Annotated in this window: 9 protein-coding genes; 3 read left to right on the top strand and 6 right to left on the bottom strand. The window is 72.4% G+C overall.

Annotation, left to right across the window (positions count from 1 at the left end; translation table 11 throughout):
- Positions 1–49 precede the first annotated feature (49 nt).
- Entirely contained in the window at positions 50–538 is a 489-nt protein-coding gene (locus I5071_RS11840; protein ID WP_236605538.1) for a hypothetical protein, read from the bottom strand.
- A gap of 60 nt (positions 539–598) precedes the next feature.
- Between I5071_RS11840 and I5071_RS11835 the strand changes: the two genes are divergently transcribed.
- Positions 599–2,428, top strand: coding sequence for a hypothetical protein (locus tag I5071_RS11835; protein ID WP_236605537.1), 1,830 nt, complete (start codon positions 599–601; stop codon positions 2,426–2,428).
- Positions 2,429–2,434: 6 nt separating this feature from the next.
- Here I5071_RS11835 and I5071_RS11830 read toward each other — a convergent pair whose 3' ends face one another.
- From I5071_RS11830 to I5071_RS11820, 3 genes are all read right to left on the bottom strand, one after another.
- Positions 2,435–3,487 carry a lysylphosphatidylglycerol synthase transmembrane domain-containing protein gene (locus I5071_RS11830; protein WP_236605536.1) on the bottom strand — a complete coding sequence of 351 codons (1,053 nt, stop codon included), beginning with the start codon at positions 3,485–3,487 and terminating at the stop codon, positions 2,435–2,437.
- Between the two features lie 177 nt (positions 3,488–3,664).
- Positions 3,665–4,390 carry a tyrosine-protein phosphatase gene (locus I5071_RS11825; RefSeq protein ID WP_236605535.1) on the bottom strand — a complete coding sequence of 242 codons (726 nt, stop codon included), beginning with the start codon at positions 4,388–4,390 and terminating at the stop codon, positions 3,665–3,667.
- Positions 4,387–5,649 (bottom strand): CCA tRNA nucleotidyltransferase, encoded by a 1,263-nt coding sequence (locus I5071_RS11820; protein WP_236605534.1) that lies wholly within the window; start codon positions 5,647–5,649, stop codon positions 4,387–4,389. The genes I5071_RS11825 and I5071_RS11820 overlap by 4 nt, the downstream gene beginning before the upstream one ends.
- Positions 5,650–5,746: 97 nt before the next feature.
- Between I5071_RS11820 and I5071_RS11815 the strand changes: the two genes are divergently transcribed.
- Positions 5,747–6,628, top strand: a complete 882-nt coding sequence (locus I5071_RS11815; protein ID WP_236605533.1) for a hypothetical protein — start codon at positions 5,747–5,749, stop codon at positions 6,626–6,628.
- A gap of 43 nt (positions 6,629–6,671) precedes the next feature.
- Here the strand turns inward: I5071_RS11815 and I5071_RS11810 are convergent, their stop codons facing one another.
- The gene (locus I5071_RS11810) at positions 6,672–9,335 is read right to left on the bottom strand and encodes an ATP-binding protein (protein ID WP_236605532.1); all 2,664 of its coding nucleotides are present in this window, start codon (positions 9,333–9,335) and stop codon (positions 6,672–6,674) included.
- Between the two features lie 90 nt (positions 9,336–9,425).
- Between I5071_RS11810 and I5071_RS11805 the strand changes: the two genes are divergently transcribed.
- Positions 9,426–11,054, top strand: coding sequence for a glycoside hydrolase family 76 protein (locus I5071_RS11805; protein WP_236605531.1), 1,629 nt, complete (start codon positions 9,426–9,428; stop codon positions 11,052–11,054).
- On the opposite strand, the gene I5071_RS11800 is transcribed toward I5071_RS11805, so the two are convergent.
- Positions 11,055–12,842 carry a hypothetical protein gene (locus I5071_RS11800; RefSeq protein ID WP_236605530.1) on the bottom strand — a complete coding sequence of 596 codons (1,788 nt, stop codon included), beginning with the start codon at positions 12,840–12,842 and terminating at the stop codon, positions 11,055–11,057.
- Positions 12,843–13,100 lie beyond the last annotated feature (258 nt).

The following is a 13,100-nucleotide window of genomic DNA, read 5'->3' as shown; positions in this document are numbered from 1 at the left end:
CGCGAAGAGTACGCGCGTTCTCCGATGCGTCAACGCATTATGCGCAAAGTCACTCCGCGGGGGTGTCAGCGGGCGGATCCGAGGGTTCGGCGGGCGGATCGGCGGGTCGCTCGCGCTCCGATCTCACCGGGCGCGCGAGCCGCGGAGGCTCTCCGAAGTCGTCGCGGAGCTTCCGCGTGAGGCGGTCGAGGATCATGCGCTCGACCCACGACGGCATCGAGGGAATCTGCACGACCGCCCTCACCCGCTCGATGCCGTCGCTGCCGGTCGTTCGCACGAGCTCGACGCTGCCCGCGTGGGTCCGACCCGCGTCGGCGTAGTCGAACATCACGTAGCCGATGTCCTCGTCACGATCGGTGATCGGACAGCCGAGATCGACGCGCACGAGCCGCACCGATGCCTGCCAGACCTGGGCCCACGCGTACGCGTAGTCGGTCTGCACGCGCGCTCGTGCGACGCGCGGCGCTGCGATCACCGCTGCAGCGCCGAGGCAACCCAGCGCTGCGGGCACGCCCGCGAGGAAGGAACGACGACGCATGACGTCTCGACCGATACGCGAGCGCGCGCGATGCCCGCAAGTTTCCGGCAGACTCGCGCGATGCCGCAGCGATGGCCGGCGGGCGTACGCAAGGGCGCGACGGTGCTCGCGGAGACGTCGCGCGGGTTCTGGCTGCGCGCGAGTGTGCTCTCGGTCGACGACGACGAGGTGCGCGTGCGCTTCGGGATCAGCGAGGGCGCCGAGTGGTTGCCGACGCTGGTCGGGTTCGGCGACACGTTCGAGACGATCACGCCCGAGCGCGTCGCGTCGCTTCCCGACGTCGCGCCGGGTGTGCTGCCGGTCGAGGGATCACCGGTGGTCGTGCTGTGGGATCGCAAGCGCTTCCATCCGGGTGTGTTGGTGCGTCGCGCGAGCGATCGCGACGGCGTGGTGCGCTACGACGAAGGCGACGAACACGCGGTGATCGCGAGCGACGTGCTGCCGCGCGGGCGCGTCGACGTCGAGGCTGCGGAGCGCCTGCGCGCCGCGGGATGGCGCGAGGGCGTCTCGGTGCGCGCGGACGGGCACGACGGGTGGATCGCCGCGGTGGGATCACGCGCGCTCTTCGTGCGATACGCCCGCGCGTCACACGGCGTGTGGCACCCGCCGGATCAGCTCGCGCTCGGGGGCGCGGCGCGTCCTCCCGAGCCGCCGAGGTCGCGCGGGCTCGTGGCCGAGCCGGGCGCGCGCGTGATCGCGCGTTGGGTGGATCGTGTGCACTACCTGGGCGCGGTGCGCGCGGTCGAGGGATCGAGCGTCGAGGTCGCGTGGGACGACGGATCGGTGGAGTGGGTGCCCGCTGCGCGCGTCGTCGTCACCGAGAGCGCGCCGCCGTCGATCCCGCAGGCGAGCAGCGTCGAGCTTCCGACGTTCGCCGAGGGCGCGGACGTGCTGGTGCTCGCGGTGAGCGGCGAGTGGACGCGCGGGCGCGTCGTCGCGGTGCGTGGCGCCGACGTGTGCGTGGAGCACGGTCGCGTGCGCTCGTGGGCACGCGGGAAGCACCTCGCGGCCGCGCCGCTCGCGTCGCTGCTGCCGGCGCGCGGACCGCACGTCGTGGTCGAGATGCGCGAGGGGCGCGGCAAGCGTGCGCACGTGGTGTATCGGGCAGGACGCGTGACCGGGGCGATCGCGAACCGCGCCGAGGTGCGGGTCGCCGATGCGGGCACCTCGCTGATCGACGCGGCGTCGTCGTGGAGGCGTGGTGGCGCGCCGATCGCGAGCGCGGTGCCGAGCGGCCTCGAGCACGGCACGCGCGTGCTCGTGGAGCGGCTGCCCGGCGATCGCGTGCGCGGGCGTGTCCTGAAGATCCGCGCCGACGAAGGCGTCGCGCGGGTCGAGCTCGAAGGTCACGGTCGCGCGACGGTCGATCTCGCGCGTGTGCATCCGGTCCCCGAGATCGATGCGCCCCGCCCTGCCCCGCCGCGCTCCGAGCCTCCGGCTGTCCCCGAGCCGAGCGATGACGAGGGGGCGCGTCGGCTGCTGCGCCTGGTCGCGCTCGCGTGGACCGGCGGCGGATATCGCGACCTCGCGATCGACGGGCGCACCGTCGCGCTCGACGTCGACGCCGGCGAGCTGAGCTGCGAGGTGCGGGTCGACGGCGACACCTTCGTCGTCGAGCTGACGGCAGCGCGCGCGATCGACGATGCGCCGCCGGTCGATGGCGTGTCGGTGCGGCTCGCGCGGTTCTTCCGCTCGATGCTCGGTGGTCGCGCCGAGGACGTCGACGCGATCGCCGCTGCGGATCACGCGTGGGCCTCTGGGATCGCGCGCGCTGCGACGGTCGCGCGCGCCGGCGGCGCGCTCACGCTCGTGGTGCGGAGCGACGACGAGCCCAGCGTCGCGTCGATCGTCGCGTGGGCGCGCGCGGTCCACGCGCGCCTCTTCGAGTGACCGCGCTCAGGCGCGCGCGGTGAGCAGATCCGAGAAGCGCAGCTTGAGCGCGTAGAGCGGGAGCACGCCCGTGAGCGTCATCATCACGGCCTGGGTCACGTACATCAGGAACACGTAGACCGCGCCCTCGGCGCCGACGATCGACTCCGCGAAGAACAGCTTCAGCGCGACCGAGATCGCGAGCTGGAAGTTCCCGAAGAGCCCCGGGCCCGCGGGCAGCAGGATCCCGATCGCGAGGATGCCCATGACCGCGACCGCGTGGCCGAAGCCCATGTCGAGGCCGCAGCCCCAGCCGAGCAGCCACATCCCGAGCGCGTTCACGAACCAGTAGACGAGCGTCTCGATCACGAAGCCCGCCGCGAGGCTCGGCACCGCGATCGAGCGGACTCCGTCGGCCACGCTCGCGACCTTCTCCGCGACCTTCGATGCGAGGCGCTTGCTCACGAGCCCGAACGTCCAGTCGACGAGCCGCACCGCGAGCGCGCGCTGCCACAGGAAGAGCACGAGGCCGATCATCGCCGCCGCGAACACGCTCACCGCGAGCCCGCCGTAGTACGGCAGGCTGCGCGCGATCGGATCGTCGACGTCGCGGTGCGGCAGCGCGACGAGCGCCCACACGACGCAGAGGCTCGTCACGAGCCCGTCGATCACGCGCTCTACCGCGACGGTGCCGAAGCCCGCGGAGATCGGCACGCCCTGTCGCATCTTCGTGAGCGCGGGGCGCGCCATCTCGCCGAGCCGGAGCGGCAGCGCGAAGATCGCGAAGAAGCCGATCCAGTTCAGGACGATCACCTCGCGGAACGGCACGTTCTTCACGGGGGTGATCAGGAAGCGCCAGCGGCTCGCACGGAAGAAGTGCGTGACCAGCAGGAGCGCCATGTACGCGGGCACCGTCCACCAGCGCACGCGCGCGAACGCGTCGGCGGACGGGATGAGCGGCATGCCGCCGCGCTCGAGCAGCCACACGAAGAGGCCCGCGAGCGCGAACGAGATGCCGAGCTTCGGCAGCACGCGACGCGCGAACGAGGGCTCGGGCGCAGGAGGCACGGAAGCGGTCACGGGGGTGGGCGCGCTCGAGGCGCTCTCGGTCGTCGCGGTCGAGGACATCCGGAGAAGACGGGGAGTGATACTCGGGGCACCCGAACCGGTCGAGAGCCGGTGTCGTAGTCGATGCTCCAGGGTGGCCGAACGGCTCGCGGCCCATCGCCGAATCGATGTCGGAGACTCCAGCTCGGCTCAGGGCTCGTAGGTGCCGTCGAGGATCGCGCGCGGATGAGAACCGAGCAAAAGCTCGGTTTCTTCGGCGCCGATCAGCGCGCGCAGGCGCTCCACCGCGCGCTCGACGATCGCCACGTCGTCGGGGCGGTGCGAGTCGGTGCACGCTGCGTCGTACGCGCCCTCCTCGAGCATGCGCTCGGCAGCGCGGCGCGGGCGCTCACCGTAGCGGCCCACCAGCGACATCACGTCGAGCAGCGTGAGCGCGCCGACGTCGAGCAGGGGATCGAGGGGATCGGTCTCGCGGAAGAGCGCGGCGTAGCGCTCGGGGTGCGCGATCACGGGGCGCACGCCGCGCACCTGCATGTCGAAGAGGCGGCGCTCGACGTTGCGCGGCCACGCGTCGTAGTGGAACTCGATCAGCGCGGCACGCCCGCCGGGATACGGCAGCGCCTCGCCTCGCACGAAGAGATCCCAGAACACGTCGTCGCAGTAGTGCTCCGCGGAGAGCGCGAGCTCGGGCATGCGCGCCGCACCGGCGGCGATCTCGCGCATCTCGTCGAACGCGCGGCGCAGGCCGGGCGCGCGGTTCTCGAACATCGCGGTGCGGATGTGCGGCGTCGCGACGACCTTCGACCAGCCGAGATCGAGAAGGCCCCCGAGCATCCGCAGGCCTTCGTCCGCGGTGCGCGCTCCGTCGTCGATGCCGGGCAGGTAGTGGCAGTGAAGATCGACCCAACCGCTCACGCGATCTCCTTCGCGACCTCGGGGACCAGCGCGAGCAGGCGCTCGCGGGTGTTGATCGAAGGATCGTCGACCACGCGCGCCAGGAGCGCGGCGAGGATGCGCCCGACGTGACGACCCGGGCCGCTGCCGAGCGCGCTCATCACGTCCTTGCCACCGATCGCGAGATCACCCGCGACCAGCGGCACGTTCGCGTCGAGCTGCGCGCGCACCCGCGCGGCGAGGCCGTCGACGACCTGCGTCGGCTCTCCGCGCGCGATGCGATCGGCGCGCTCGAGCTCGAGCAGCGCGTCCACGTGGGCCCGCGTCGCGCGCTGCACGAAGCGCCGCACGTCGGCGTCGCTCCATGCCTCCGCGTCCACCATGCCGCGCACGCGCAGCAAATGCGCTGCGAGCTCGCGCACCTCGTTCGAGAAGCGGAACGCGCGCATCCACACGTCGTGATCGCCGGGCGCGTCCCAGAGCAGCGCGGCGACGCGCAGCGCGACCGCGCGAGGCGTCTCGTCGACGCGGCGCAGCGCGCGCGCGAACGCGTCGTCGTCGAGCGCGGCGATCGCAGGCCCGCTGATCGCGAGCATGCCGGTGCGGCGCATCACGTCGAACGCGCGCGAGGGCGCGCGCGCCTTGGTGAGCGCCTTCACCCACTCGTCGTGCACGCGCTCCGGGCTCACCTTGCGGAACGTCTCGAGCGTCGGCGGGATCGCGGCCTCGGTCGCGGGATCGAGCGTGAACTCGAGCGTCGAGACGAAGCGGGCCGCGCGCAGCACCCGGAGGCCGTCCTCGCCGAAGCGCTCGCGCGGATCGCGCACCGCGCGCACGACGCGATGCTGCAGATCGTGCACGCCGCACCAGGGATCGACGATCTCGCCGGTGCGCGGATCGAACGCGATCGCATTCACCGTGAAGTCGCGCCGCGCGAGGTCCTCCTCGATGTCCGACACGAAGTGCACGCTGTCGGGGCGACGGCCGTCGCTGTACGCGCCCTCGCCGCGCAGCGTCGTGACCTCGTAGTGCCCACCGCGGTGCAGCACGGTCACCGTGCCGTGCGCGATGCCGGTGGGCACGGTGCGGCGGAACACGCGCATCACGTCCTCGGGCGTCGCGTCGGTCGCGAGATCCCAGTCGGACACGCGCTCGCCCATCAGGAGATCGCGGATGCAGCCACCGACGACCCACGCGCGGTAGCCGCTGCGCGCGAGGCGCTCGCAGAGATCGATCACCGCCTCGGGGATCGCGTCGGGAGGGATCGAGGGCGCGGACACAGGGGCGACGGTGTAGCGCATCTGCCGCGGGTCGGGAGGCGATCGGACCGTGCGTTTCCACGGCGCGCGCGCGACTCGCATCGCTATGCTCCGGCCGATGAAGCTCCGCTGTACCTCGCTCACCCGTTCACTCGTGTCCCTCTCGCTCGCGGCCACGCTCGGCGCCTGCGGCTCCGAGGAGCCCGCCGCGCCCGAGCTCGATCTCGAGGGCGCCGCGCACGGCGGCGAGGCCGTGCTCGCGACCGCGCTCGTCTTCGACGTGGCGGACGCGCTCGGTGATCTCGGGACGCTCGTCGCCTCGAGCCCCGTCGAGACCATCGCGGGCAACATCCACGGCAACGCGCTGCGGGTCGTGCAGACGTGCGGGACGGTCACGATCGACGGCACGACGGTCTCCGCGATCATCCAGGCCGAGGGCTGCGAGCTCCCGCCGCCGACCGATCCCGAGGCGCCGCCGCCGGTGTGGGTCGCACCGGGCGGCGCGACCGAGGGCTCGATGGAGATGGTGGCGACGCGCGACGGTGAGGATCTCGTGCTGACGGTCGCGATCGAAGGGCTCGTCGTGCACGACCGTACGTTCGACGGGACCGCGACGCTGCGCAGCGACACCGGCATCTCGTGGACCGTGGCGGTCGACGTCGACGTGACCGGCGGCGAGGTCGCGCACGTCACGAGCGACGTGATCATCGATCCCACTCCGTCGTCGCGCACGATCGACGGGACGATCACGGTCGAGGGCGCGACCGAGGCCGAGACGACGAGCTACGACGCGAACGACGTCGAGTGGGCGCGCGACGCGTGTTACCCGAGCGACGGCTCGCTGAGGTTCGAGGACGCCTCGGGGCGCGAGACGCACGTCGCGTTCGACGAGGCGACGGCGACGAGCGGCGTCGCGACGGTCCGGTTCTCGGGCACCTCCGCGATGCCCGAGATGCTCGCGATGGACGTGACGCTGCCGGCCTACGGCGAGTGCCCGTGAAGCGCTCGGCCCCTCGCGTCGCGTGACGCGAGGGGCCGCTCCGCTACTCGCCCGCGAGCACGCTGCCGGGCGACGTCTCTTCGCCTTCGAGCGGCGGCAGCCCGTCCTCGCTCCCGCTCGCGGCGAGCCGCTCCTGGATCTCGACCGCGCGCGTCCGCAGACGACGCGCCTCGTGGGCGCGCACCGGGTCGTTCTTCGCATCGGGATCGCTCTCGAGGAACGTCGCGAACGCCTCGCAGCTCCGCGCGAGCTCGACCTCGTTGCCGAGCTCCTCGAAGATGCGCACCGACTGCTCGAACGCGTGCTTCGCGCGCTGGTGCTCGCCGCCGCCGAACGAGCCCGCCGCCGCGATCTCGCCCGCGGTGCGCAGCGCGACGCCGAGGAACGGCTTGCTGCGCGTCTTCTCGAAGAGCGCGACCGAGCGCGCGATGAAGTCGCGCGCCGTCGTGATGTCGTGCACCAGCATGTGCGCCTTCGCGAGCCCGCGGAGGATCTCCGCCTCGAGGATGCGATCCCCGAGCGTGCTCGAGATCGCCTCGGCCTTCTGCAGCACCGCGATCGCGCCCTCGGGCTGCTGCTGGCGGTACGCGTTCTCGCCGAGGTTCGTGAGGATCACCGCCTGACGCATGCGATCGCCGACGCTCGTCGCGTAGTCGAGCGCCTCGCGCCAGAGCTCGTTCGCCCGCGCGTGATCGCCGTTGTCCTGGTGGATCGTCGCGATGTTGTTGAGCGTCTGCGACATGCCCGGGAGGTCGCCGATCTCGCGGCGGATGAGCAGCGCCTCCTGGAACGCCTCCTGCGCCTCGTCGAAGCGCCCGCTGTCCTGGTAGACGAGCCCGAGGTTGTTCAGCGAGAGCGCGATCGAGCGCGCGTCGCCGAGCTCGCGGCGGATCTCCAGCGAGCGCCGCATGAAGCGCTCGGCGGGCTCGTACGCGCCGCGCATCCAGTGCACCTTGCCGACGTCGTCGAGCGAGCTCGCGACGCCGCGCGAGTCGCTCGCCGCGTCGAACAGCGCGTGACCGGTGCCGAGGTGGCGCATCGCTTCTTCGAGCTGACCGATCGCGCGATACACGCGCCCGATGCGGTTGTGCGCCGCGCCACCCTTGCTCTTGAAGTCGAGGCGCCACGCGATCTCGAGCATCTTGCGGAAGCTCGCGATCGCCTCCTCGTTGCGCCCCGCGAGCTGCAGGACGTCGCCCTGGTGGTGGTACGCCTCGAGGCGCCGCACGACGTCTTCTTCGCCGAGCAGCTCGAGCCCGCGCGCGTAGTAGTCGGCGGCCTTCGCGTTCGCGTACCGCGCGCGCGCACGATCGCCGGCGGCGAGGAAGTACTCGGCCGCCTTCCGCGGCGCGCCGCCGCGCTCGTAGTGCGTCGCGAGCATCTCGCAGTGCTCCTCGACGCGATCCGCGTGCGCGCCGTCGAACAGGCGCAGCTCGAGCCACTCCGCGAACTCGCGGTGATAGCGGCGCAGCTGCGACGCGCTGGTGAGGCGATAGAGCGTCTCGCGCTCGAGGTTGTGCTTGAACGCGAGCTCCTCGGGCTCGCTGCCGATCGACGAGTCGGGCAGCGCGAGCACGTAGTCGCGATCCGCGAGGCCCGCGAGCAGGTCGCGATAGTGCGCCGCGAGATCCTCGGCGCCGCCCCAGAGCTCCGGCGCTTTCTTGCCGAGACGACCGAGCGCGACGAGCGCGCCGAGCCAGAACACACCGCCCATCACCGCCGCCATCTCGAGCAGCGATCGCTCGGCGGGCGTGAGCGACGCGATGCGCGCGGCGATCGCGTCGTCGACCGAGAGCGGCAGCTGCGCGTCGTCGAGCCGATCGAGATCGACGTCCCAGCGACCCGGCGCGCGCGGGATCAGCGTGCCGCTCGCGAGGTACGTCCGCAGCATCTGCTCGAGCAGGTACGGATTGCCGCCCGCCATGTCGACGGCGGCGTCGACCAGCTCTTCCGGCGGATCGCCCGTCGGCTCGAGCAGGTGCAGCATCATCTGCGCGGCGTCGTCGGGCTTGAGCGGGGCGAGCTCGATCTTCGCGTGGCCCGTCCCGCTCTCGGTCCACTCGGGGCGGCGCGTGAGCAGCTCGGGGCGCGCGCTCACGATCATCAGCACCGGCGCGTCGTGCATCGACTCGAGCAGCGTGCGCACCAGCTCGAGGCTGTCGTCGTTCGAGAGGTGCAGATCCTCGAACACCAGCACGAGCGGCGAGATCGCGGCGTCGACCTCGACGAAGCGACGCAGCACCGCGCGACCGATGCGCGCGAACTGCTCGGGGTCGTCCTCGAACGCCTTGGTGAACGGCGACTCGGGCCAGGTGAGATCGAGGAACGCACCGAGGAAATGGAGGAACTCGGTGACCCGCTTGTCCCCGAGAATCTCGGTGACCGCGGTGCGCACCGCCTCGCGCTGCACGTCGGGATCCGCGCCCTCGACGATGCCGAAGCGCGCGCGGAGGATGCGCTGCACGACGCCGTACGCAGGGCCCGACTCCCGGGCCGCGCCGCGGAAGGTGCGCACACGACGCTCGCGTGATCGGACGCGGGCGAGGAACTCGTCGAGCAGGCGGGTCTTCCCGACGCCGGCGCCGCCGATGATCGTGATCGCCTGTGGACGACCCGTGCCGAGCGCGCGCGCCAGGGCCTCGTCGAGCTCCGCGAGCTCGGCTTCGCGGCCGACGAGAGGCGCGCGGATCGCGATGGGCGTGGACATGAGAGCGTCTCCTGAGCGCGTCGATCGCGCCGAGGCGGCGAGTATAACCAACCCGATCGCGGGACCACCCCCTGCGGTAGAGTCGGCACGATGCGCGTCGCCGCCACGGTCGCGATCCTCGTGTCGATCCCCGGCTGTGTGTCGACCCCACCCACCGCGCGCGAAGGCGATGCCGGCGCGCGTGACGCGGCGATCGCGATCGATGCGGGCGCGACGATCGACGCCGCGATCGCGGTCGATGCCGGGGACGACGCGGGCTCGGTCGTACTGCCGTGCACCGATTCGGAAGAGCGACATCGGCGCGCCGACGAGGCGCTCTCGCGCTTCCTGGTCGAGTTCTGGCGCGGCGACGCGCAGTACCTCCGCGCGCAGGTACCGGGCGACACGCTCTCGGCGTACTGGGTCTACGCGCAGGCGTTCGACGCGCTGCTCGACGGAGTCGAGCGCACGGACGGACGTCGCTACCGCGGGCTCGTCGCGTCGTTCGCGCTCGGGCAGTCGCGACGCGGCTGGTCGTCCGACTACTACGACGACGAGAATTGGATGGCGCTCGCGCTGATCCGCGCGTTCGATCTCACCGGCGATCGCGGGTATCTCGATCGCGCGCAGCAGCTCTTCGGCGACATCGAGGCCGCCTGGGACACGACGTGCTGCGGCGCGAATCCCGGCGGAATCTGGTGGGATCGCGCGCACACGCAGAAGGCGACCGCGTCGAACGGTGGCCCGGTGATCACCGCCGTGCGCCTGCACGCGCGCACCGGCGACGCGCAGTACCTCGCGTTCGCGCGCATGGCGTACGCGTACTGGCGCGAGCACATGGTCGATCCCGAGACCGGACAGGTCTGGGATCACGTCGCGCCCGACGGCGCGATCACGCGCTGGAAGTTCACCTACAACGAGGGCGTGATGATCGGCGCGGCGCTCGCGCTGCTCGAGGCGACCGGCGAGACCCGGTACCTCGACGACGCACGCACGTTCGCGCGCTTCATGCGCGAGCACGAGACCGTGACGACCGATCTCGGTCCGGTGCTGAGCGACGGTGACGACGCGTCGTGCCGCGGCGATTGCCAACAATTCAAGGGCATCGGGCACCGCTACCTCGACGCGCTGCAGACCGTCGATCCCGACGACGCGATCGCCGCATTGCTGCGCGCGAGCGCGGACTCGCTGTGGACGCGCGCGCGCGATCCCGAGACCGGCCACTTCGGCACCGACTGGACCGCGGCGCCGAGCGGCGACGGCGCGAGCATCTCGCAGATGAGCGCCGCGATCACCGCGCTGAGCCTCGATGCATCGCGCTGCGGCGCGTGGGTCGATTCGATCGACGCCGCGCAATTCGAGGCGGAGGACGGCGCGATCACCGACGTCGGGCTCGAGGCGTCGAGCGCTGGCTTCACGGGCTGGGCGTACCTCGCGGGATGGAGCCGCGAGGGCAGCGGGGTCGCGATGCGCATCGAGGCTGCGAGCGCGGGACGTCATCGCATCGCGCTGCGCTACGCGGGCGACGACGGCGAGGCCGTGCGCACGGTCCGGCTGAACGGCACGGTGATCGCCGAAGCACAGCGCTTTCCCGCGACCGGCAGCTGGGGCACCTACGCGACGGTCGAGCTCGTCGCGGATCTGCCCGCGGGACCGAGCGCTCTCGAGCTGCGTGTCGAGGGCGCGCGCGGCAGCCGCGGGTTCCTCAACCTCGATCACGCGCGCCTGACGCGCGAGTGATCACAGCCCCGGCAGCCGCGCGAACCCCACTTCGGCGAGCTCGAGCACCAGCAGATCGCCGAGCTGCGGATCGCGCGCCGTGACGAGCACGCGCTCGCCCTCCGCGACCACCGTGGGCGCGCCGCAGAACCCCTCGCCCACGCCGCCCGAAGGCCCGGCCCAGCACGGCGCCGGCACCTCGGGCGCGCCGATCACGTTCCCGCGCACTCGCGCCACGCGGACCTGCGGGCGCTGCTCGTTGCCGGTCCACGCGACGAGCGTCGTGCCTCCGCCGTGCGCCGCGTCCATCTGGCTCGCGCCCTCCGCGACCACCTGCGCGTCGCGACATCCCTCGGTCGTGCACGCCCATCGCAGCACGCGGCGACGGCGATCGATCGCGAGCACGTCGACGCCCTCGTCGTGACACGCGATGCGCACCGCGTCGTCCTCGCGCGACGCACCGAGCACCGGCTCGCGCAGCGCCTGCGTGATCGGCGCGAGCGCGCGCGCACCATCGAGCATCACGATCCCATCGGGCATCGCGACCGCGGTCCACGCACCGCATCGCGCGAGCGCGACCTGGCGCGACGCGCGGCGCTCCTCTCCTTCACCGGGCAGCGGGACCTCCATCGCGGGCTCGATCCCCGCGCCCTCGATCCACAACGCGCCCGCGTCGCGCCACGCCCGCACCACGCCGCCCGGGACCAGCAGCGCATCGACCGCGTTCTCCAGCGCGACGCGCTCGCTCGCGACGATCGGCGTCACCTGATCCTCGCTCGCCGGCTCGGGCGCGTCCGGATCGAGCACGAAGCGCCGCATCTCGCGCCCTTCCCCGCCCTCCCCGACCGCGATCACGCGCACCACGCCGCCGGGCTCGACCCGCACCGCGCGATCGATGCGCCCCGCAGGATGTGCCGCGACCCACCACCTCGGCGTCGGCTCGCTCACGTCGCGCATCGGCGCGATGCCGAGCAAGCGCGCCGCGCAGTGCTGCGCATCGCTCGCGCACGTGGTCTCGCTGGTGATCCAGAGCAGGAACCCGCCCTCGGGACCGAGCGTGATCCCGCGCACCGCGGGCGGCCGGCGGACCTGCGTGAAGTCGACGCGTCCTTCGTGGGCGGCCGCCTCCGACACGCTGCGACCGTCGCTCGTGATCGCGCGCAGACCACCGGGCTCGGGCCGCACCTGCATCGCGCCGCTGCCCGCGGTGCGCGTCGGGATGCGCGACGGCGCGACGATCGTGGGATCTGCATCGAGCGCGATCGCCGGCGCGTTCGGATCGACCGTGACGTCCGACGCGGTGAACAGGTTCGCGAGCGCCGATCGCAGCTGCGTCAGCGCGCGCAGCGGGCGCTCGGGCACCGCGCCCACACCGCCTTCCTCGGCGCTCCGTGCGCGCTGCAGCGCGACCAGCTCGGCCTCGGCCTGATCGATCGCGCGCCGCAGATCCTCCTCGGCCTGCTTGGGCGACGGGAACAAGAAGATCACCGGCTCGGGCCGCATCGCCCGCAGCTCTTCGATGCAGGGCCCCGGCCACGACGCATCCGCACGCGCCACGCGCGCCGCGAACGCCTCGCGATCCCCGGGCGGCAGCGCGAGCCCCGGGTTCTCCACCGCGCGCCCGCCGTACATGCACTGCGCGAGCGCCGCGTAGTGCGCGCCGGCGTCGGTCGCGCGCCACTTCCCGCGCGCGTACGGGATCCCGAGCAAGAGCAGCGCGAGCGTCGCGTTGAGCCCCGCCGCGATCCAGCCGGGGCGTCGTCCCGGCCGGAACGCGCGGGCGACCTCTTCCTCTCCGTCGTCGCTCACACGCCTCCCTGCCTCGGAGCGTTCTCGCCCGAGGGGAACTTCCGGACAGCGTCACGCGTCTCCAGGTTCCGCTCTCCCGCTCCGGTCCGGTCCGTTCCAATTCGCGAGCGAGCCTCGGGCTCCGCACCCACTGTCACGAAGCCTCCCGGAAAATCCAGCAGCTTGGCCGCGCTCGGGCGCGACACCTATACTCCAAACCCACGCTTCGAGCCGGAGCGCGAGTCCGAGACGACAACCGAATGAACGACCAGCGCAAGC

This window comes from Sandaracinus amylolyticus, assembly GCF_021631985.1.
Classification (GTDB): domain Bacteria; phylum Myxococcota_A; class Polyangia; order Polyangiales; family Sandaracinaceae; genus Sandaracinus; species Sandaracinus amylolyticus_A.
This window is presented reverse-complemented; position numbering and strand designations above follow the sequence as displayed.